Annotated in this window: 23 protein-coding genes; 9 read left to right on the top strand and 14 right to left on the bottom strand. The window is 63.7% G+C overall.

Annotation, left to right across the window (positions count from 1 at the left end):
• From Q0X85_RS05965 to Q0X85_RS06005, 9 genes are all read left to right on the top strand, one after another.
• Positions 1-312, top strand: a 312-nt coding sequence (locus Q0X85_RS05965) for a PucC family protein (RefSeq protein ID WP_297770313.1), incomplete at its 5' end; no start/stop codon positions are given.
• A 27-nt stretch (positions 313-339) separates the two neighbouring features.
• Positions 340-1,113 (top strand): photosynthetic reaction center subunit H, encoded by a 774-nt coding sequence (gene puhA / locus Q0X85_RS05970; protein WP_297770316.1) that lies wholly within the window; start codon positions 340-342, stop codon positions 1,111-1,113.
• Between the two features lie 11 nt (positions 1,114-1,124).
• On the top strand, positions 1,125-1,757 hold the full coding sequence (gene puhB, locus Q0X85_RS05975; protein ID WP_297770319.1) for a photosynthetic complex putative assembly protein PuhB: 633 nt from the start codon (positions 1,125-1,127) through the stop codon (positions 1,755-1,757).
• A 16-nt stretch (positions 1,758-1,773) separates the two neighbouring features.
• Positions 1,774-2,241, top strand: a complete 468-nt coding sequence (puhC, locus tag Q0X85_RS05980; RefSeq protein WP_297770321.1) for a photosynthetic complex assembly protein PuhC — start codon at positions 1,774-1,776, stop codon at positions 2,239-2,241.
• A 15-nt stretch (positions 2,242-2,256) separates the two neighbouring features.
• On the top strand, positions 2,257-2,553 hold the full coding sequence (locus tag Q0X85_RS05985) for a hypothetical protein (RefSeq protein WP_297770323.1): 297 nt from the start codon (positions 2,257-2,259) through the stop codon (positions 2,551-2,553).
• Complete coding sequence (gene acsF / locus Q0X85_RS05990) at positions 2,550-3,674, top strand: magnesium-protoporphyrin IX monomethyl ester (oxidative) cyclase (RefSeq protein ID WP_297770326.1); 1,125 nt, start codon at positions 2,550-2,552, stop codon at positions 3,672-3,674. The genes Q0X85_RS05985 and acsF overlap by 4 nt, the downstream gene beginning before the upstream one ends.
• A gap of 129 nt (positions 3,675-3,803) precedes the next feature.
• Positions 3,804-4,616: a putative photosynthetic complex assembly protein PuhE gene (gene puhE / locus Q0X85_RS05995; protein WP_297770329.1), complete on the top strand. Its 813-nt coding sequence runs from the start codon at positions 3,804-3,806 to the stop codon at positions 4,614-4,616.
• Positions 4,606-5,820 (top strand): 5-aminolevulinate synthase, encoded by a 1,215-nt coding sequence (gene hemA, locus Q0X85_RS06000; protein WP_297770332.1) that lies wholly within the window; start codon positions 4,606-4,608, stop codon positions 5,818-5,820. Before puhE ends, hemA begins: the two co-directional genes overlap by 11 nt.
• A 100-nt stretch (positions 5,821-5,920) precedes the next feature.
• The gene (locus tag Q0X85_RS06005) at positions 5,921-6,352 is read left to right on the top strand and encodes a cytochrome C (protein WP_297770335.1); all 432 of its coding nucleotides are present in this window, start codon (positions 5,921-5,923) and stop codon (positions 6,350-6,352) included.
• A gap of 3 nt (positions 6,353-6,355) precedes the next feature.
• Here Q0X85_RS06005 and dxs read toward each other — a convergent pair whose 3' ends face one another.
• The 14 genes from dxs to Q0X85_RS06075 all read right to left on the bottom strand — a co-directional run bounded on the left by dxs (position 6,356) and on the right by Q0X85_RS06075 (position 19,420).
• Entirely contained in the window at positions 6,356-8,284 is a 1,929-nt protein-coding gene (dxs, locus tag Q0X85_RS06010) for a 1-deoxy-D-xylulose-5-phosphate synthase (protein ID WP_297770337.1), read from the bottom strand.
• Positions 8,285-8,377: 93 nt separating this feature from the next.
• On the bottom strand, positions 8,378-9,472 hold the full coding sequence (gene pufC, locus Q0X85_RS06015; protein WP_297770340.1) for a photosynthetic reaction center cytochrome PufC: 1,095 nt from the start codon (positions 9,470-9,472) through the stop codon (positions 8,378-8,380).
• A gap of 3 nt (positions 9,473-9,475) precedes the next feature.
• The gene (pufM, locus tag Q0X85_RS06020) at positions 9,476-10,465 is read right to left on the bottom strand and encodes a photosynthetic reaction center subunit M (protein ID WP_297770343.1); all 990 of its coding nucleotides are present in this window, start codon (positions 10,463-10,465) and stop codon (positions 9,476-9,478) included.
• A 3-nt stretch (positions 10,466-10,468) separates the two neighbouring features.
• Entirely contained in the window at positions 10,469-11,308 is an 840-nt protein-coding gene (gene pufL / locus Q0X85_RS06025) for a photosynthetic reaction center subunit L (protein WP_297770346.1), read from the bottom strand.
• A 123-nt stretch (positions 11,309-11,431) separates the two neighbouring features.
• A complete protein-coding gene (pufA, locus tag Q0X85_RS06030) occupies positions 11,432-11,593 on the bottom strand; it encodes a light-harvesting antenna LH1, alpha subunit (RefSeq protein ID WP_297770349.1) in 162 nt (53 codons plus the stop codon).
• A gap of 16 nt (positions 11,594-11,609) precedes the next feature.
• Entirely contained in the window at positions 11,610-11,759 is a 150-nt protein-coding gene (gene pufB, locus Q0X85_RS06035) for a light-harvesting antenna LH1, beta subunit (RefSeq protein WP_050662775.1), read from the bottom strand.
• Positions 11,760-11,892: 133 nt separating this feature from the next.
• Complete coding sequence (pufQ, locus tag Q0X85_RS06040) at positions 11,893-12,117, bottom strand: cytochrome PufQ (RefSeq protein ID WP_050662774.1); 225 nt, start codon at positions 12,115-12,117, stop codon at positions 11,893-11,895.
• Positions 12,110-13,591: a chlorophyllide a reductase subunit Z gene (gene bchZ, locus Q0X85_RS06045; RefSeq protein ID WP_297770358.1), complete on the bottom strand. Its 1,482-nt coding sequence runs from the start codon at positions 13,589-13,591 to the stop codon at positions 12,110-12,112. The genes pufQ and bchZ overlap by 8 nt, the downstream gene beginning before the upstream one ends.
• Before the next feature lie 73 nt (positions 13,592-13,664).
• Positions 13,665-15,215 (bottom strand): chlorophyllide a reductase subunit Y, encoded by a 1,551-nt coding sequence (gene bchY / locus Q0X85_RS06050; RefSeq protein ID WP_297770361.1) that lies wholly within the window; start codon positions 15,213-15,215, stop codon positions 13,665-13,667.
• On the bottom strand, positions 15,212-15,373 hold the full coding sequence (locus Q0X85_RS06055) for a hypothetical protein (RefSeq protein ID WP_297770363.1): 162 nt from the start codon (positions 15,371-15,373) through the stop codon (positions 15,212-15,214). The genes bchY and Q0X85_RS06055 overlap by 4 nt, the downstream gene beginning before the upstream one ends.
• Entirely contained in the window at positions 15,360-16,361 is a 1,002-nt protein-coding gene (locus Q0X85_RS06060; protein ID WP_050662771.1) for a chlorophyllide a reductase iron protein subunit X, read from the bottom strand. Before Q0X85_RS06060 ends, Q0X85_RS06055 begins: the two co-directional genes overlap by 14 nt.
• A complete protein-coding gene (gene bchC / locus Q0X85_RS06065) occupies positions 16,358-17,299 on the bottom strand; it encodes a chlorophyll synthesis pathway protein BchC (protein WP_297770379.1) in 942 nt (313 codons plus the stop codon). Before bchC ends, Q0X85_RS06060 begins: the two co-directional genes overlap by 4 nt.
• 113 nt (positions 17,300-17,412) lie before the next feature.
• Positions 17,413-18,546 (bottom strand): methyltransferase, encoded by a 1,134-nt coding sequence (locus Q0X85_RS06070; protein ID WP_297770368.1) that lies wholly within the window; start codon positions 18,544-18,546, stop codon positions 17,413-17,415.
• 4 nt (positions 18,547-18,550) lie between these two features.
• Positions 18,551-19,420, bottom strand: a complete 870-nt coding sequence (locus Q0X85_RS06075) for a polyprenyl synthetase family protein (RefSeq protein WP_297770371.1) — start codon at positions 19,418-19,420, stop codon at positions 18,551-18,553.
• Positions 19,421-19,465: the final 45 nt, after the last annotated feature.

The following is a 19,465-nucleotide window of genomic DNA, read 5'->3' on the forward strand; positions in this document are numbered from 1 at the left end:
CTGGCGCGCGAGGGCGGCAGCGGCCACGGCCTCGCCCTCGGCGCATGGGGGGCGGCACAGGCCACGGCGGCGGGACTCTCGATCGCCATCGGCGGGGCGTTGCGCGATGTGGTCAATCACGTGGCGCTCTCGGGGGCCTGGGGCGAGGCGCTGGCGACCAACGCCACCGGCTATTCCCTCGTCTATCACGCGGAAATCGCGCTTCTCTTTCTCACCCTTGTCGTGCTGGGGCCGCTCGTCCGGCTGACCCCGCGCGGCAGCATATCGCAATCGGAGGGCGGCCGCATCGGGCTGGCCGAGTTCCCCTCATGACCAATGTTCGCTCGAAAGGAATCTGACATGACCGAGCCATTCTTTGGAAATTTCGACCTCGCGAGCCTCTCGCTCTGGCTGTTCTACGGCTTCTTCGCGGTGCTGATCTTCTACATTCAGCGCGAGAACATGCGCGAGGGCTACCCGCTTGAGGATGACGACGGCAACCCGTCCGCCAATCAGGGCCTGTTCCCGGTGCCGAGCGACAAGACGTTTCGTCTGCCGCATGGCCGTGGCGAGGTGACCGTGCCTTCGGGCCAGAACCCCGACCGCACCGATATAGCACTCGCCAAGACCGCCGCAGGCAACGGTTTTCCCTTCGTGCCGACGGGTGATCCGTTGGCCGATGGTGTCGGCCCCGCCTCCTGGGCCCCGCGCCGCGACATTCCCGAGCTTGACGGCCACGGCCACCCCAAGATTGTGCCGATGTCGGCGACCGAACATTTCGTGGTAGCCGCCGGCCGTGATCCGCGCGGGCTTGAGGTGCAGGCCGGCGATCACGAGGTCGTGGGCACCGTCACCGACATGTGGCTCGACGAACCCGAGCAACTGGTGCGCTATCTCGAGATCGAATTGCAGGCCCCCTGGGGTGAGGGCAAACGGCTGGTGCCGATGACCTTCGCGCGCATCCGCTCGGACCGGGTGCAGATCCGCTCGATCTTCGGCGAGCATTTCGCGGGCGTGCCAGTGCATGCCTCGCCGCGTCAGGTGACGCTGCTCGAAGAAGACAAGATCGCGGGCTATTACGGCGGCGGCACGCTTTACGCCTCCGAGGCGCGGCTCGAGCCGCAACTGGGATAAGGACCAAGACCATGAGCCATGACGACTTTGCCGTTGAACCCGTCCCCGGCCTGCCCGAGACCCCGCCCGAGGGCGAGCGCATCCTGTGGCAGGGCAAGCCCGATTGGTGGCGGCTGAGCGTCGAGGCGCTGAGCCTGCCCTGGGTCGCGGGCTATTTCGGGGTGCTGGCGGCGTGGCGGTTCATCACGCTGATCGACCAGATGCCGCTGGTCACCGCCTTTGCCGCCGCGCTCCCGCTCGTGATCATGGGGGCCGTGGTCTGCGCGATGCTGATGATCGTGGGCTATGTGCAGGCCCGCGCCACCGTCTACACGGTGACCAACCGCCGCGTGGCCATGCGGATCGGGGCGGCGCTCACGGTGACGCTCAACCTGCCCTACACCCAGATCGGCCGCGCCGATTATAGGCCCGGCAAGCGCGGCACCGGCACCATCGCCTTTGACCTGATGGGCGACACGCGCCTGTCGTATCTGGTGTGCTGGCCACATGTGCGCCCCTGGGTGATGCGCCGCACGCAGCCCGCGCTGCGCTGCATCCCCGAGGCGGATCGCATCGCCGCGATGATCTCCGAGGCGGCCGAGACACGGATCGCGACACCCCGCGTCGAGCGCGCCACAGCGCGCCCCGCGATGGCCGCCGAATAACAAAGGAGCCGAGACGATGACCGACGCAAGCGCCCCGAGATACAAGACCCCGAGCAACCGCGACCTTGTCCCCCGGATGATGGTCCGCGCCATGCTGGTGCTGGTGCTGTCGGTGCTGGCCATCGTCAGCTACGCACGGCTCACCGACGCGCCGCTCGTCTCCACCCCGCCCAACAGCGCGGTGGTGCTGGAACGGCAAATGTTCCTCTCGGGCGACATGGGCGGCCGCGCCACCGTGCTCGACGCCAATGGCAGCGTCATCGCAAACCTCTCCCCCGAAGAGGGCGGCTTTATCGCCGGCGTCGAACGGGTGATCAACCGCGAACGCATCAAACACGACGTGGCCCGCACCGGGCCGGTCACCGTGAGACGCCACGAAAACGGCCGCCTCTCGATCCACGACCCCAGCACAGGCTGGCGCGCCGACCTCATGGGGTTCGGCGCGGATAACGCCGCAGCCTTCGCAAAGCTGCTGGCAAACTGAGAAAGGAGGCCAATAATGGGATGGCTTACCAAGGAAATCGAACACGCGCCCTGTACGGTTGAAATCAGTCACAAGTTTGAATCGCTCCACGCGCATGTGCGCTTCAACAACGGTGCCACGGTCTATCCGGGCGACGAGGTGAAGGTGCACGGCCCCGAGATCATGGCGCCCTTCGGCGAGGTGGTCTCCGAGGATCGCGACGCCACAATCGTCCGCGCCAGCGGGCTCGAGCGCCTCTGGACCCGGATGACCGGAGATTTCGAGGTGATGGAGCTTTGCGAATTCTCGTTCTCCGAGGAGGTGACGCTATGAATGCCCTCGTGAAACATTCCGCCGACGCGACCACCGTCGAAGAAGGCCTCGCCATCCAGGAAGAACAGGCCAAGTTCGACAGCAAGGCCGCGACCGAGGTGGCGATGCAGAACACCCTGCTCACGCCGCGCTTTTACACCACCGATTTCGACGAGCTTGACGCGATCGACGTCTCTTCCGTCCGCGCCGATTGGGACAAGCTCATCGACCAGATGGAGGCCGACCCCAACAAGGGCCATTTCAAGAAGAACGAGGACTGGGACCACGTCGATTGGGACGGAATGGAGCCGGGGCTGAAAAAGGAGTTCATCGACTTCCTCATTTCCTCCTGCACAGCCGAGTTTTCGGGCTGCGTGCTCTATAAGGAAATGAAGCGGCGCGGCAACAACAAGGACATCACGCAGCTCTTTCAACTGATGGCGCGCGACGAGGCCCGGCATGCGGGCTTCATCAACGACGCCCTGCGCGAGGCGGGGGTGGCCGTCAACCTCGGGTTCCTGACCCAGAAGAAGAAATACACCTATTTCCGGCCCAAATTCATCTACTACGCCACCTATCTGTCGGAAAAGATCGGCTATGCCCGCTACATCACGATCTTCCGGCATCTGGAACAGCACCCCGAACACCGCTTTCACCCGATCTTCAAGTGGTTCCACGAGTGGTGCAATGACGAGTTCAGCCACGGCGAGGCCTTTGCCCTGCTGATGAAGACCGACCCCAAGCTGACAAGCGGCAAGAACGTGCTCTGGATCAAGTTCTTCCTGACCGCCGTTTACGCCACGATGTATGTCCGCGATCACCAGCGGCCCAAGTTCCACGAGGCCCTCGGCGTCGAACCTGACTGGTACGCCAACGAGGTCTTTACCAAGACGTCTGAGCTCACCAAGCAGATCTTCCCGATCACGCTCGATATCGACAACCCGCGGTGGGCTGCGGGTCTGGTCCGGCTGCAAAAGGCCAATGCCGATCTGGCCCGCGCCAAGGCCGAAAAAGGCGTCGGCGCATGGTTGCGCAGCGTCGGCGCGCAGACACGCGCGGCGGCGGCCTTTGTCGGGCTCTACACCATCCCGGCCAAGAAACACGCGGTGCCGGCCAGCACCCGGCTGGAGCCGGCTTACTAAACACGTGGCGGGCCAGCCCCCCACACCACAGCCCCAAGTGGGGGGCCAGCCCCCCACACCCACAGCCCCACGTGGGGGGCCAGCCCCCCACACCCCCCGGGATATTTCCGGCAAGATGAAGGAATAGACGTGCATAGCCCCTGGATCGCAGCCCTGATGGCGCTTTTTCTCTGGTGGTTCGCCACCGGGGCGATCCTGATTGTCGTGCGCCTCTGCGAGCGGCGCGGCGATGCGGCGGGCCGCCGCGCGGTGATCCTGGCGCTGCCGGTTCTGGGCGCAGGGATCTGGGGCTATGAGGCGACATCGGGCCTGACCGGCGTGGGTGCCGCCTATGGCGCGTTCCTCTCGGCGCTGGCGATCTGGGGCTGGATCGAGCTCAGCTTTCTCACCGGCGCGATCACCGGCCCCAATCGCCGCCCCTGCCCCGCGCATCTGCCGGAATGGGAGCGGTTCCTCCGCGCCTGGGGCACCGTCGCCTATCACGAGATGCTGCTGACCGGCGTGCTGATCCTTGTCTGGATCTTCGGCTTTGAGGCTGCCAATACCTTTGGGCTCTGGACCTTCACGGTGCTCTATTTCGCCCGCGTCACCGCCAAGCTGAACCTCTATTTCGGCGTGCCGCGCATCAATACCGAGTTCATCCCCCGCGCGCTGTCGCATCTAGGCAGCCATTTCCGCATCGCGCCGGTGGGCTGGTTCTTCCCCGGCTCGGTGACCGCGCTCAGCCTCGCCGTGGCCTGCTGGCTGGAGCGGCTCTATTCCGCGGGCCAACCGGGCGAGGTGGTCGGCTTTGCGCTCCTGTCGGCGATCACCGCGCTGGCCCTTCTCGAACATTGGCTGATGGTGCTGCCGGTGCCGGATGCGAAACTCTGGCGCTGGATGCTGCCCGCGCCCAAACACGCACCTAAAAAGACAAGACCGGAGGGACATCATGGATTTTGACGCCATGTTCGACGCGCAGCTGGACACCCTGCGCACAGAGGGAAATTACCGCATTTTCGCCGAGCTGGAGCGGCGCTGCGGCGAGTTTCCCAAGGCCAAGAGCCATGACGCCGACGCCCCCGACGAGGTGACGGTCTGGTGCTCCAACGACTATCTCGGCATGGGGCAGCACCCGGTCGTGCGTGAGGCCATGAAAGACGCGATCGACCAATGCGGCACAGGTGCAGGCGGCACCCGCAACATCTCGGGCACCAATCACCACCACCTGCTGCTCGAGCGTGAGCTGGCCGACCTGCATGGCAAGGAGGACGCGCTCCTCTTCACCTCCGGCTACGTGTCGAACTGGGCCGCGCTCTCGACGCTTGGCAGCCGGTTGCCCGATGCGGTGATCCTGTCGGACGAGCTCAACCATGCCAGCATGATCGAGGGCATCCGCCACAGTCGCGCGCAAAAGGTGATCTGGAAGCATAACGACCCCGAGGATCTCGACCGCAAGCTGGCCCGCCTGCCCGCCAACGCGCCCAAGATCGTCGCCTTTGAGAGCGTCTATTCGATGGATGGCGACATCTGCCCGATGGAGGAGATCGTCGAGGTCGCCGAGACACACGGCGCGCTGACCTATCTCGACGAGGTGCACGCCGTGGGCCTCTACGGCCCGCGCGGCGGCGGCGTCTCCGAGGAACGTGGCCTCGCCCACAGGATCACCCTGATCGAAGGCACATTGGGCAAGGCCTATGGCTGCATGGGCGGCTATGTCACCGGCTCGGCCAGCCTGTGCGATTTCATCCGTTCGTTTGCCTCGGGATTCATCTTCACCACCGCCCTGCCCCCCGCCGTGGCCGCCGCCGCGACCGCCAGCATCGCGCATCTCAAGCAATCGGACGACGAGCGACAGGCGCAGCGCGCACAAGTGGCCCGGCTGCGTAGCCTACTCGACGCGCGCGGCATCCCACATCTCGACAACGAGAGCCACATCATCCCGGTGATGATCAAGGATCCTGTCAAATGCCGGATGCTCGCCGATATCCTGATGCGCGACTGGGGCATTTACGTGCAGCCGATCAACTATCCCACCGTCCCCAAGGGCACCGAACGGCTGCGCTTCACCCCCGGACCGCTGCACTCGGAGGCCGATATCGACCACCTGGTGACGGCGCTGACGGTGCTGTGGAAACAATGCGCGCTGGCGCATGCGGTGGCCTGACAATAGCTGACAACCGCGTGAGGCCCTGCGCGCTCGCATTGACTCCTCGCTATGGCTGACCACCTATAGACTAGGCAAGCACACGCGAAGAGGCGCTAAAATGCTCAACCTAAGCGCGATCATTGCGATTGTCCTGATCGCTGCCCCAGCCCCGGCACTAGCGGCAGACATGGCGCGCGGCGCGCAGATCTTCAAGGAATGCCGGGTCTGTCATTCGGTTGTCGATGAGACCGGCACCCCCGTCGTGCGCGGCGGTCGCACAGGCCCCAATCTTTACGGTGTGATCGGGCGGCACGCAGGGAGCGTGCCGGGCTTTCACTATTCCACATCGATGGTCGCCGCAGGCCGCGCCGGTCTGCGCTGGAACGAGGAGGATTTCGTGGTCTATGTCAAGGACGCGACCGCCTATCTGCGCGACTACCTCGACGACCCGGACGCGCGGGGCAAAATGGCCTTCAAGCTGCGCGACACCGCCAAGGCCCGCGATGTCTGGGCCTATCTCGAGAGCATCACCGTCCCCGGCACGCCATAGTACCTAGCGCACCTGCCGCAACGGCACGACATCGGCACAGCCAGCGATCGCCGCGCGGATCTCTGCCGCGATATCCTCTGCGGTCATGCCCGCATCGGCATACATCTCGGCCGGGCTGGCCTGCTCCACGATACGATCCGGCAGGCAGATGTTGCGCAGGACCAATCCCTTGTCAAAGGCACCCCGACGCGCAAGCGCATGCATCACGAGGGAGCCGAATCCGCCCTCAACCCCTTGCTCTACTGTAAAGAGCGCACGATGATGGCTCACGAGTTGCATCAACAGCTCCGTGTCGAGCGGCTTGGCAAAACGCGCATCGGCGATCGTCACCGAAAGGCCGTTGGCGGCAAGCAACTCCGCCGCCGCATGACATTCGCCAAGATGCGCCCCGAATGACAGGATCGCGGCATCACTGCCCTCTCGCACCACCCGGCCCTTGCCGATGGGCAAAACCGTGCCCCGCTCGGGCAGCGCCGCCCCAGTGCCTGCCCCGCGCGGATAACGAAACGCGATGGGCCCCGCATCATGTGCCGCCGCCGTGGCGACCATATGCACAAGCTCGGCCTCGTCCGAGGCGGCCATCACCGTCATTCCCGGCAGGTTGCTCAGATAGGCGATGTCATAGGCCCCGGCATGGGTCGCGCCATCCGCCCCCACCAGCCCCGCGCGGTCAATCGCAAACCGCACCGGCAGCCCTTGCAAGGCCACGTCATGCACCACTTGGTCATAGGCACGTTGCAGGAACGTCGAATAGATCGCACAAAACGGCCGCAGCCCACTCGCCGCCATCCCGGCGGCAAAGGTCACCCCGTGCTGTTCTGCAATCCCGACGTCAAAGACACGGGACGGAAACCGCTCCGCCATCTTCGACACGCCGGTGCCGTCCGGCATCGCCGCCGTCACCGCGACGACACGCTCGTCACGCGCCGCCTCATCGGTCAACGCCTGCCCGAAAACCGACGTATAGGACGGCGCACCGGGTTTGGATTTCGCCTGCGCCCCGGTCGAGGGGTCGAATTTCGACACACCATGCCCCTTGTCGGCGGCATCCTCGGCGGGGGCATAGCCCTTGCCCTTGACGGTGCAGCAATGAATGAGCACCGGCCCCGTCGCCCGCGTCCGCGCCGCGCGCAGCACGGCCAGCAATTGCCCCATGTCATGCCCGTCGATGGGACCGACATACTGGAATCCAAGTTCCTCAAACAGCGTGCCCGAGCCCGTGAGCCCCGTCACCAGCTGCCGCGCCCGGCGCGCGCCGTCGCGCATCGGCGCAGGCAGCGCCGCCTCGAAGCCTTCGGCCAATGACGCCACACGCGCCAGCGGCTCGCTGGCATACATCCGGCTCAGATAGGACGACATCGCGCCCACCGGGGGGGCGATGCTCATCTCGTTGTCATTCAGGATCACGAACAGCCGCCGCCCCTCGGCGCCTGCGTTGTTCAGCGCCTCATAGGCCATGCCCGCGCTGATCGCCCCGTCGCCAATGACGGCAATGGCGTCGCCCGTCGCCTGCCCCATGTCGCGCCCCACGGCAAAGCCAAGGGCGGCGCTGATCGAGGTGGAGCTATGCGCCGCCCCGAATGGGTCATGCTGACTCTCGGACCGCTTGGTGAACCCGCTCAGCCCGTCCTTCTGCCGCAACGTGCGGATACGGTCACGCCGCCCGGTCAGGATCTTGTGCGGATAACATTGGTGGCCCACGTCCCACACCAGCTTGTCCATCGGCGTATTGAAGACCGCGTGAATCGCCACGCTCAATTCCACCACCCCGAGGGACGATCCCAGATGCCCGCCTGTCTCCGACACGGCCGAAATCACCTCGGCGCGCAACTCGTCTGCCAAGAGGGCCAGGGTGTCATCCGGCATCTGTCGCAGGTCCGACGGCCCGGCGATCCGGTCCAGCAGCGGTGTCTTGGGGGTCTCTTGGGTCATGTCGGCCTCCTCCTCGGTGGCGCATCGCCACCCGCGCGAGGGCGGCGCAAAGCCTGCGGCGGGGGCGCGATCATCCGCGCCCCCGCGCTTGGATCAGTTGCTGTAATCCGGCTCACCACTCACGGTGGCAAGCTCCGGCCAGTCCTTGATCACATTGGTGCCCTGCAACGGCTGCTGATAGCCCTTGTGGCAGGTCTTGCAGGCCGCCTTGGGCGCGTCGGCATAGACCGGGCCAAGCCGGTTCTCGGGCAACAGCCCTTCGAGCGGCACCAGGTAGGTGTTGTTCAGCTCCAGAACCATCTGGATACCCAGCATCTCGGTGCCCCATTGCGGCGTCACCTGAGAGCCGTCGTAGAAGGCCCGCGAATTGTGACAGAACACACAGTTCACCCCGAGCGAATTGCTGACATAGTTCATCAGCGAATAGGTCCGCTCAGCCTGCTGAATGCCCGGATAACCATCCGTGCCCGGCACACCCGCAACGCGGCTGTCGAGGTCATGCACGGCGATTATCTCGCCATCGAGCAGGTATTTCTCCAGCGCATCCGACGGCAGAGAGGTGTATTGCGATTGCATCGTCACACGGTTCTGATTGGCCGACCAGCCTTCGGCGCTCTCGTTCACCGGGCTGATCTTGTACCAGATATCCGACGGCACCGGCTCGCCACGGTGGCAGGTGTAACAGGTCACACCCACCTCCTTGTTGGCCATGACATGACCGGCCCAGTTCTCGTTGAGATTCTGGGTCATGCCGATCATCACGTGGCCGACGCTGGTCTGATAGCTTGCCGGATCGTCGAAGAGATCGGGAATACCTGTCCATTCGCGCATCGCGGCAAGCAGCCGGTCATAGTTCTCGACCGTCAACCCCTCCAGCCCCGGCGGCACGTTCTCACGCGCCTCTCCGGCGGTCTCTTCGCCGCCCTGCGGCACCACCGGATCGGAGGTCGAGGCGAGAAACGCCTCGATCCCCGGGTCCGGTTTGGCGAGATCGGTCTTGAACTCGGGGCGCGACATGCCGGTGCCGCGTGGACCCGTTTGCAGACTGTCCGTCTGATAGGGCGCACCAAAGGCGATCAGCATGGTCGCGGTAAAGACCGCCCCCCCGATCACCCCGATGGCAATGGCAGGACCATAGATGTCCTTGGGGTTCTCGCGGTTCCATTTGTCAAACCATCTTGGAAACATGACTCACTCCTCCTGTCCGATGAAGGCTTCGTAGGAGCCGTAAGCCTCGTAGCCGTAAGAGCCGTCATACATGGGCGCGAAATTGTGCTCCTGTGCCCAGATGAACCAGTTATCCACTACGGTTCCCGTCAGCAGGATACCGATCCCGCCGGTGATCGGCGTCAGCACCGCGAACCACCAGGCCCACCGGTGAATACCCTCCATTGTGGCATTAAAGCCCATGGTCCAGCGCCAGAAGAGAGCGGCGCGCTCGCTTGCCGTGCCCCGGTCGACGATTTGCTCCAACTCCCGGTCGCCGCCGTAGCGGGTGACCGCGAGGATCGTCGCCCCGTGCATCGCAAAGAGCAGCACCGAGCCATAGAGGAACACGATCGAAAGACAGTGGAACGGGTTGTAGTAGAGGTTGCCGTAGCGGATCGAGAACGCCGTGGTCCAGTCGAGGTGCGGGAAGATACCGTAGGGCACCGCCTCCGACCATGACCCCATCAGCACCGGGCGAAAGAGGCCCAGCACCAGGAACAGCCAGATCGCCGACCCGAACGCCCAGAACACGTGCTTGCCCATCTTGTGGCTCGCCGCGAGCTGATAGCTGCGCGCCCACCACGCGAGCACCGCCACCAGCAGGAAGAACGAGGAGATGATATACCAGCCCCCGTCATTCAGCGGCGGCATTGACAGGCCATGCTCCGGCCCCGGAGGCTCCAGCGCCAGCCAAAAGAGCTGCCGCAGGAACTCAGGCAAGGACCAGCCCACCTGCGCCAGCATGTTCATGCCGACGATAAAGAACCACAGCAGACCGCTGGCAAGGCTCACCACCCCCAGCATCCCGAGGTTGATCGGCCCGATCTGGGCATTGCCCAACCAACCGACAAGGGTGGAGAAGAAGGGCTTGCCCGAGCGTTCGGCAGAGAGCCGTCCGCCGGTGTCGTCCATGCCCATTTCGGGCGTGCCCTGCACCTGCACCTGCGTAAAGATATTCTGATATTCAATCATGGTTCACATCCCTACCTGAGAGGGCCAGATCGGCAGCTCGAGCCACCAGTTCCACCATTCGGGCCAGCCCTTGGTCCAGACCGGGCCGCTGATGATGATGCAGACCGCCGAGAAAAAGACCGCGTTGATCGCCAGCAGGAAACCCAGCCGGTGAATCCCCAGCGTGCCCACCGAATAGCCGATGAAATCGCGAAAGAACGTGTCCTCGTGATCGGGCGTCTTCATGTCTTCGCCCTTTTCGGGGTTCGCCGCCGACAGGATCAGACCACCATGCAGCGCCAGAGCCAGCGTGGTGGTGAAGAACAGCGTCACCGCCAGCATATGCGCCGGGTTGTAATGGAAATGCAGATAGGCGTAGCCCGTGTTGCTGACCCAATCGAGATGGCTGAAGATGCCATAGGGAAAGCCATGGCCCCACGCCCCCATCAGGAGCGGACGAAAGATCACCAGCGTGACATAGGCGAGGATCGCGAAGCTGAAGGCGAAGGGCACATGATAGCCCATCCCCAGCTTGCGGCAGATCTCCACCTCGCGCAGCGCCCAGCTGACAAAGGCACCGGTGGCGCAGATCGTGATGATCTGCCACAGCCCGCCCTCCATGAGCGGCGCCAGGCCCAGACCATAGCTCAGGTCAGGCGGCGCGATATTGATCAGCCAGGGATTGAAGGTGCCCTGTTGCGAGGCCCCCCAGAAAATAAGAATGGTCCCAAGCAGGGCGAAAAAGGCCGTCGTGACCCCGAAGAAGCCGACATAGAACGGTCCGACCCAGAAGTCGAACAGATCGCCGCCGATCAGCGTCCCCCCGCGGACCCGGTATTTGCGTTCGAAACTGAGCAAAGCCATCGTCTTAAGTCTCCGCGTTCGGCCACGGGGGCGGCATCCGCCCGAGAGGCCAGTTCATTTTGATCTTGATAGCTGCGGGCGGGGCACCGGGCCGCGCCCGCAGCGGGCTTTAGAACAGCGTGATCACTGGCCGTACTTGGCAGCCGCGATTTCAAACCAGTTGAAACCGTCGGTGCTCAGAAGCACGAGGTGAATCATCGCTGCCAGCAGAAACAGGAACACGCCCTGCGCCACGAAAACGCGGCGGGGGTCGAAGATCAGCCAGATCTTGTAAAACTTAGCCATTTTCTAACCCCTTTCTTCAGAACCACGGGAACCAGATGAAGGTTGCGATATGTGCAACCACTGCAATTGCCGAGAACAGCCAAAGACCGCTCATATAGACAGAATGCAGCTCCTGGGCCTGCTCGTCTGTGAGACCTGTGAAGGACAGGTCGGATTTATCAGCCATGAACTTTCCTCCGGATAGTTATGCTGACGCCGCGAACCCCGCGGCCGGGTCCTTTGGGCCCTTCGTGGTCCCTCAGGTTTCTGTCCGCCCTTCCGGGCAGGCAGCTGGTGTCTCGGTCATGGGCCATTGCGGCTCAGACCGAGAAAATCATTGGCGTCACCCGGTCCGCCTCGAGCCATGCGCGCGCCAGCGGGCCGCGCAGGTTGAGGGTGCGGTGACGGATCACGTCGCGCATCCAACGCAGCGTTGCGAAGGGGATGGCGACAAAGAAGATGCAAAAGAAATACACGTGGTATTCCGCGCTGCGCGGGCGGCCCGCGCGGCTCCGTTGCGGCGGGTTGGATGTCATGTCAGTCATCGGTCAGATCCTCCTTGTCGGATGCTGTCGGAAGTGTGGAAAACGCCTGGATGGTCTCCAGAACGACACGTTCGTCGCCCTGACGCAGTGCTGCCTCCTCGGCAGCGTCGCGCAGCGTCTTGGCGGCGGAAATTCGGGTCAGCACGGGGTGGGATGCCACGATCCGCTCCAGCTCGCGCGCGGCATCCGCATCCCACGGAAAATCGCGGCGCAGCTGCGTCGGCGTGGCCGACCCGGCGTCCATCTCGGACCCCAAAGGCAGGATATGAAAGAGCGCGTCAAACAGCCCGTTGCACACTTCCTGCAAGAGATACGTGGCCCCGGCATAGCCCATCATCGGCGTGCCCGTGGCGCGCCGGATGGCGGCACCGGGGAACGATGCCGGGATGAAGGTCGGGCGCGGCCCGTGACCGGCCTTCATCTCAGCGAGATACATCTTCTCGTTGATCGACCCCATCAGGATCAGCGGGCGCTTGTTATGCACCATCGACCGCACGTCTTCGTTGTTCGTCTTGGTGCCCGCGCAGCGCGCCACGGCAAAGGCACAGGGCAGGCCCAGATCGCCCTCAAGGTAGTTGCGAATGCCGCGCGCATAGGTCTCCCCCGCGACGATCCCGAAATTCGCGGTGGCAAAGAAATCCTGCGTGACGCTGCGCCACAGATCCCAGACCGGTTTCAGTGTCGAATGTTTCTCGCGGGCAATGAACGGTTCCGGGTCAAGCCCCAGCATCTCGCCGAGTTTACGCAGGAACAACGTGGTCGACTCGACACCGATCGGCGCTTGCAGATAGGGCTTGCCCAGAACCTCGGCCAAACCCCGGCCAAACTCACGGTACATCACGACATTCGCATCGGCGTTCACCAGGTTACGCATCTCGGCCAGATGCGCGCCCATTGGCATCACCATGTTGATCTCGGCCCCGATGCCTTCGACAAGGCGACGGATCTCGGCCAGATCAGACGGCATGTTGAACGTGCCATACATCGGCCCGAGGATATTGACGCGCGGGGGGCTGCCCTCCTCGCGTTTCTTCTCGGGTGGCATGCGCCCCTTGGTCATGCCCCATTCGGTAAAGAGCCACGTCATCGCCCGGTCGGCGGCCTGCCATTGATCCTCATCAATGGTACGCGGCAAAAAACGTTGGATATTGGTGCCCTGCGGCGTCACCCCGCCGCCGATCATCTCGGCGATGGAGCCGGTCACGACCACGGCAGGCAGCGCCGGATCGAGCGTACCCCAGGCGCGCTTCATCGCCTCCTCGGTGCCCGCACCCATCTCGCCCTCACCGAGGCCCGTCACCACGATGGGCAACTCATGCGGCGGCAGCGCGTCGGTGTAATGCAGGACGGATGTGACCGGCAGATTCTCGCAGCCCACCGGCCCGTCGATCACCACCTGCAATCCCTTGACGGCGCAGAAGGCATAGACCGCCCCCCAGTATCCGCCCGCGCGATCATGGTCCTGAATCAGCATGGCGCACCGCCTCGCGGCGCACCGACGCAATACCGACGCGATACCGACGCGATATTATGAGCCATCCCGCGCATCAGATCATCTCCTGCGCTTTGGCCGCACGGGCCTTCTTTTCGATCTTCTTGAGGTTGGTCGCCCGGAAATCCTCACGGATATTCGGTTCGCCTTCCCACACCCCCGCCGTATCGCCAGTGCCCACCCCCTCGAAGAAGGCGCGCATCTTGCCCATGCGGTCCTTGTTGCCCATGGCGGCATTGACCACCTCGGCCAGACTGCCTGCACCTGCCGGGCCCATCAAGGGGCGTGCCGACATGAGGTTCGTGAAGTAAAGGCTTGGAATACCTTTTTCTTTTGCCTTTTGCACAACAGGCGTCGTGCCGATGGCAAGGTCCGGTTCCAGCCCTTCCATCGCGGCGCAGTCATCCTCCAGCGAGGCGCGGAATTTCACCGTCACACCGCGCGCGGTCAGCCAGTCGGCATCCGCCGCAGACCAGGGCGTCTTGGGACAGGCGGTACCCACATACGGCACCTCCGCCCCGCTCTCGATCAAGAGCCGCGCCACCAAGAGCTCGCTACCTTCATACCCCGACAGCGTGATGCGCCCCTCAATGGGTGAATTGGCCAAAGCCTCACGGATCGAGGGCAGAAAGGCGTTCTGCGCCGCGGCAACTTTTTCCTCTGATAAACCAAAGGCTTGCCCGATGTTTTTCAACCACTCAGCAGTGCCATCATGGCCCACCGGCGCGCTCCCCACGATGGGCCGCCCGGCGGCCTCGAACTCGCGCACAGCAGCCGTGTAGAACGGATGAATCGCCGCCACCGCCCCGCAATCGAGCGCCGCATAAAGCTCGCGCCACTCGCGGCACGGCACCACCGGCCCGGCCGCCAGCCCCATCGGCGCCAGCATCGCCCCGATCATCATCGGATCGGCCGGAAACATCTCGCCCAACAGGGTAACCGTAGGCCGGTCCGAGACACCCGAGTCCGGTGCCGCCACCGGCCCCGCCTCGACCTCCTTGCGCGCATAGTTGAGCATCGCCCCCGCCAGCACATCCTTGGCCTCTGCATGGGTAGGAATACCAAACCCCGGCACGTCGATCCCGACGATACGCACCCCGTTGATTTCATTCGGCAAAAGCCGCAGCGGCACACCGCTCGCCGTGGGCACGCAAAGGTTGGTCACCACCACGGCATCGAACCGGTCCGGGTCCGCCATCTCATGCACGCTCTCGCGGATATCCTCGAACAGCTTGCCGGTGACCAGCGTCTCGGAATTGAACGGCACATAGCCAACCGAGCGCCGCGCGCCGTAGAAATGCGAGACAAACGTCAGCCCATAGACGCAGCAGGCAGACCCGCTCAATACCGTCGCCACCCGCTTCATCCGCAGCCCCACACGGAGCGAGCCGAACGCGGGACACATGCTTTGCGGCTTGTCATGCGGGCCTTGCGGGTAATCCTTGGCATATTGATCGAGCAATTCGGACTGGCCCGCCATGCGCGCGGCCTTCTCCATCTCCGACCCCGAATGACAGCCCATCCCCTCCTGCGGCGCAGCCTCAGCGGCGGGGCCAGTGATCACGGGCGCGTCGGCTGTACCGTCATATGTGACGTCATCGCTCATGACGCCCGCCTTTGGGGGGTGCTCTCACCCCGGTCGGTGATCATCTCGACGGATTGGATATCTGCCAGCAGACGGCGCAATTGATCAGGCCGGGCGCAGGAGAGCATGCGCTGCACCTGAGTTAATGTCTCGCGGCGGGGCTGTTCAGGCGTCGTCATAGACCACCTCCAGCGATGCCTTGGGAGCGGCGTATTTGCCGCGCATGTCCTCGTCCGTCGCAGGCTCCAGCACGTAGTCGCCGCCGGTATCCTTGCTGTCGAAGAGGCCCAGAAGCCCATCCTGATCAAGCGGCGTGGGCCGCACCGGCGGCGCGATGGAGACCGCATCGGCCAGTTCGGCGAAAAGCCCGCCCCACTGGCTCTGCGATGTGCCGACGATCTGGTAATTCGCAGATTTCTTGCGCAAATCGTCATCCTGCGGGATCGCGGCCAGAACCGGGATATCCACCGCCTTGGCAAAGGCCTGCGCCTCGCCGGAATGATCGTCCTTGTTGATCACAAGGCCCGCGACGCCGACATTGCCGCCCAGCTTGCGGAAATACTCCACCGCCGAGCAGACGTTATTGGCGACATAGAGCGATTGCAGGTCATTGGACGCCACCAGAATAACCTTCTGCGCCATGTCCCGCGCGATCGGCAGGCCAAAGCCGCCGCAGACCACGTCACCGAGGAAATCCAGCAGCACGTAGTCGAAATCCCAGTCGTGAAAGCCCAGCTTCTCCAGCAGTTCAAATCCGTGGATGATGCCGCGCCCGCCGCAGCCCCGGCCCACTTCCGGGCCGCCCAGCTCCATGGCAAACACGCCGCCGCGCTTGAAGCACACGTCGCCGATCTTCACCGGCTCCCCGGCAAGGTTCTTCTTGGTCGAGGTCTCGATGATCGTCGGGCACGCCTTGCCGCCAAACAAAAGCGAGGTGGTGTCGGATTTCGGGTCGCAGCCGATCAGCAGCACCCGCTTGCCTTGCTCGGCCATCATGTGGCTCAGGTTGGCGAGAGTAAAGGATTTGCCGATCCCGCCCTTGCCGTAGATCGCGATGATCTGGGTTTTCGAGGTCGGTTCCTCGGTGATCAGATCGGCCAGATCTTCATGCGCCTCGTCGCGCAGCCGCTGGTCGAAGTCCTTGAGATTCGGCACGTCGTCCTTCACGCTGCATCCTTCCAGTTGAGTATCATTTTCAGGCAGTCGGGCGCGCTGAACGCTGTCCGGTACGCCTGAGTTGCGTCGCGCGCTGCGGCTTGGTGGGTAATCAACCCACCGAGATCCAGCGCGCCCGAGTCGACCAGTGAGCGTGTCGCTGTCAGGTCGTGTCGGGTCCATTCAGCGGCCACGCGCAGCCGCGCCTCCTTCATGAAGGCCATCGGAAAGGCGAAGCTGAGTGAACTGGGGTAAAACCCGGCCAGCACCACCTCGCCGCCTTTGGTCAACCGACCGATGAGAGTGTCGAGAATTGCCGGGTCGCCCGATGCGTCGTAAATCGAGCTGTAATCGCGCCGGGTGTCCGTATCCGGGTGGATCACGCTGTACCCCTGTGCGCCCGAAACACGATCGGCCTGCGTCTCCCAGACGGTCGGCGCCGGTGCGCCGGCCGCAATCGTCAAACGCGCCAGCAGCCGCCCCAGAACACCGTGCCCCACGATGAGATCAGGCACTGCTTTGTCCAGACCGGCCATCGCATGCCGTGCCGTGGCCGCAAGCGCAAGCAGTGCGCCTTCGGCTCCGAGCCCGGCATCGATTCGGCAAACGCGGTCAGCCTGCGTCACCAGCCGCGCCGACGCGCCACCAAAGAGACCAAAGGCGCCTTCGTAACAATCGGCACCGGGCACAAAGACATGATCACCGGGCTTGTACCCGGTTCCAGGTGCGGCATCGACCACCTCACCGGCCGCCTCGTAGCCCGGCACCAGTGGATATCCCATACCAGGAAACGGCGGCATCTGGCCGGACCAGAACAACTTTTCGGTGCCAGTCGAGATACCTGAGAAGGCCACATCGACCACCAGATCGCCATCGCCCGGAGCGTTCAGCGTCAGGGTGTCAACCGAAAGGTCTTCTGGACCACTAAGATGAACGGCAAGGGTTTCGATGTTGGCCTCCTGTCTGTTGGCTGACGGGCCGGGAATTTGGATTCCCATTACCTGTAAGTGTAACGGGACAACTTTATGTGTCAATATTTCTTTACACTCGGGATCAAGGTTTGTCAGACAGGTTTGACACAAGTTACCGCACTCGTGACGAATGGGCGGGGCGCGCGAGGGATGCTCACTTTGTCAAAGCCAGCGTCTTGGCACATCGTCGCAATCCGTGCAGGCGAGCGCGTGCGCCCTGTGCCCATGGCCATTGTGTAGAAGGCAAAATAAACGTCGCCTGCCCGCTCGGGGCGCGCGCCACCCGCCATCGGCTCGGCCACAATCAGCCGACCACCGGCGGGCAAAGCTTCGTAAACGCGTGCCAAAAGCGCTGTTACCGTGGCATCGTCATGATCGTAGAGTACACGAATGAGCGAGATCACATCGGCGCCTTCCGGCAAGGCGTCGTCGCGAAACGAACCCGGACAGAGATTGACACGCTCGACCACACCACTTTTCTCAAGCCGTTCATGCGCCGATGGCATGACGTCAGGCAGATCGAACAGTGTCAAACGCAAGTCTGGATAACGTTCAGCTACTGCTGTCAGGAACGCACCACTGCCGCCGCCCACATCCATCAGATGGCAACTCCCTCCGAGGCGGATCATGCGCAGGACATCCTGCGCGACGAGCCCCTGGGATTGCGCCATCAGGTCGGAGTATCTCTGCGCGACTTCCGGCTCCATATCGACCGCCGCGCCATAGACATAGGGCCAGAAACGGGCAAGCTCGGTGTCCGCACCTCCACGCAACAGCGCCACCGGGTCGGCCATGTCCGCGTAGAATGCATGATGGTGACGGATCATCGCCTCTAGCCCCGGCACGCCCAGAATGGCTGCGCCCTTGCGGGCCAGTCCGTACCGCCCGTCCCGGCGACGCCTGAGCAAGCGTAACGCCGCGCCCGCCTGCAACAGAACCGCCATTCGCTCTTCGCTCATCCCATTGCGACGCGCCAGATCGCTTGGGGCTTGAGGTCCTTCGGCAAGGCGGTGCAGCACCTCGAGCTCAACAAGTGCCGTAAGCACCTGAGATTGCACAAAGCCCTGAACAATATCGAAAATTTCCGCGCCATCGCGCCGCGCGAGCCCGCGTGTGAAGGGAAATCCGCTGGCCCATGCCTGAAAGCCGGGCCGCGCGATCAATCGGGTGAGCCAGCCGCCACGCGCCTTGCGGTGACGTTCTGGCAGATCACCCACCAACGTCAAAAGCTCAAGCCCGCATGCGCGCAGGCAAGACAGAGATGATCCGCTCGGCCTGCATCTGCACCATTTTCGCCAATCTTGCTTCACCGGGGCAGGACGGGATCGACGAGATCGCACCGGCCAGAATATCCTTGAGCCGCTCAACGGCCCCCGGCACACCTAATTCGGCCACAGCGTTGGGACGGCCGTGCAGGTCATCCTGCCCTACTGGCTTGCCTAATGTATCCGCATCGAGCAACGCATCGCGCAAATCATCGGCCACTTGAAAGGCCGCGCCAATACGCGCGCCCAACTCGTACCATGGCTCCGGCTCGTGCCCCGCCGAGATCGCGCCCATCTGCGTGGCCGCGATAAATAGCGCACCGGTCTTGGAGCGATGATACGCCTCTAGATCGACTTTCTGCTCACTCTCCCAGCCTTGCCCGGCGCAAATGCCGTTCGGCATGCCGCTTCGGCGTGCCAAGGCGAGGATCAACGCGGTCGTGCGCTCGGCGTCTCGCGTCGAGACGCGAGCGAGCACCTCGAACGCCATAATAATGAGCGCATCGCCCGTGAGTACCGCCAAAGGCTCGGAATAAGCACGGTGCACCGAGGGCTTGCCTCGCCGCATGTCCGCATCGTCGAAACAAGGCAGGTCGTCGTGCACGAGGCTGGCACAATGGATAATCTCCAGCGCAGCTGCTGCGGCATCACTCACCTCGGGCCGATCATCACCGCAGGCCATGGCCACCGACATCAGGATCGTCGGCCGGATACGCGCACCGCCGGGGCTTGTCGCATAATCCAGTGCCTCGGCCAAGCGAGCCGGGGATTGCCCAGCCTGACCCTGCGCAATCGCTTGCGCAATGGCCGCCTCTATGCGGGATTCGATCGGCATGGCCGCTCCTTTCCATCAGATGTATCAATATTCTTACACCATATA

The sequence above is a fragment of the uncultured Roseovarius sp. genome (assembly GCF_947259555.1).
Classification (GTDB): Bacteria; Pseudomonadota; Alphaproteobacteria; order Rhodobacterales; family Rhodobacteraceae; genus Roseovarius.

Bases quoted from the DNA above. Each gene is read 5' to 3' on its own strand.
- puhA (WP_297770316.1), top strand. From the start codon at position 340: ATGACCGAGCCATTCTTTGGAAATTTCGACCTCGCGAGCCTCTCGCTC.
- pufB (WP_050662775.1), bottom strand. From the start codon at position 11,759: ATGGCTGATAAATCCGACCTGTCCTTCACAGGTCTCACAGACGAGCAG.
- hemA (WP_297770332.1), top strand. From the start codon at position 4,606: ATGGATTTTGACGCCATGTTCGACGCGCAGCTGGACACCCTGCGCACA.
- pufQ (WP_050662774.1), bottom strand. From the start codon at position 12,117: ATGACTGACATGACATCCAACCCGCCGCAACGGAGCCGCGCGGGCCGC.
- Q0X85_RS05985 (WP_297770323.1), top strand. From the start codon at position 2,257: ATGGGATGGCTTACCAAGGAAATCGAACACGCGCCCTGTACGGTTGAA.
- dxs (WP_297770337.1), bottom strand. From the start codon at position 8,284: ATGACCCAAGAGACCCCCAAGACACCGCTGCTGGACCGGATCGCCGGG.
- bchZ (WP_297770358.1), bottom strand. From the start codon at position 13,591: ATGCTGATTCAGGACCATGATCGCGCGGGCGGATACTGGGGGGCGGTC.
- puhC (WP_297770321.1), top strand. From the start codon at position 1,774: ATGACCGACGCAAGCGCCCCGAGATACAAGACCCCGAGCAACCGCGAC.
- Q0X85_RS06055 (WP_297770363.1), bottom strand. From the start codon at position 15,373: ATGACGACGCCTGAACAGCCCCGCCGCGAGACATTAACTCAGGTGCAG.
- puhB (WP_297770319.1), top strand. From the start codon at position 1,125: ATGAGCCATGACGACTTTGCCGTTGAACCCGTCCCCGGCCTGCCCGAG.
- Q0X85_RS06005 (WP_297770335.1), top strand. From the start codon at position 5,921: ATGCTCAACCTAAGCGCGATCATTGCGATTGTCCTGATCGCTGCCCCA.
- pufC (WP_297770340.1), bottom strand. From the start codon at position 9,472: ATGTTTCCAAGATGGTTTGACAAATGGAACCGCGAGAACCCCAAGGAC.
- Q0X85_RS06075 (WP_297770371.1), bottom strand. From the start codon at position 19,420: ATGCCGATCGAATCCCGCATAGAGGCGGCCATTGCGCAAGCGATTGCG.
- pufA (WP_297770349.1), bottom strand. From the start codon at position 11,593: ATGGCTAAGTTTTACAAGATCTGGCTGATCTTCGACCCCCGCCGCGTT.
- acsF (WP_297770326.1), top strand. From the start codon at position 2,550: ATGAATGCCCTCGTGAAACATTCCGCCGACGCGACCACCGTCGAAGAA.
- pufM (WP_297770343.1), bottom strand. From the start codon at position 10,465: ATGATTGAATATCAGAATATCTTTACGCAGGTGCAGGTGCAGGGCACG.
- pufL (WP_297770346.1), bottom strand. From the start codon at position 11,308: ATGGCTTTGCTCAGTTTCGAACGCAAATACCGGGTCCGCGGGGGGACG.
- bchY (WP_297770361.1), bottom strand. From the start codon at position 15,215: ATGAGCGATGACGTCACATATGACGGTACAGCCGACGCGCCCGTGATC.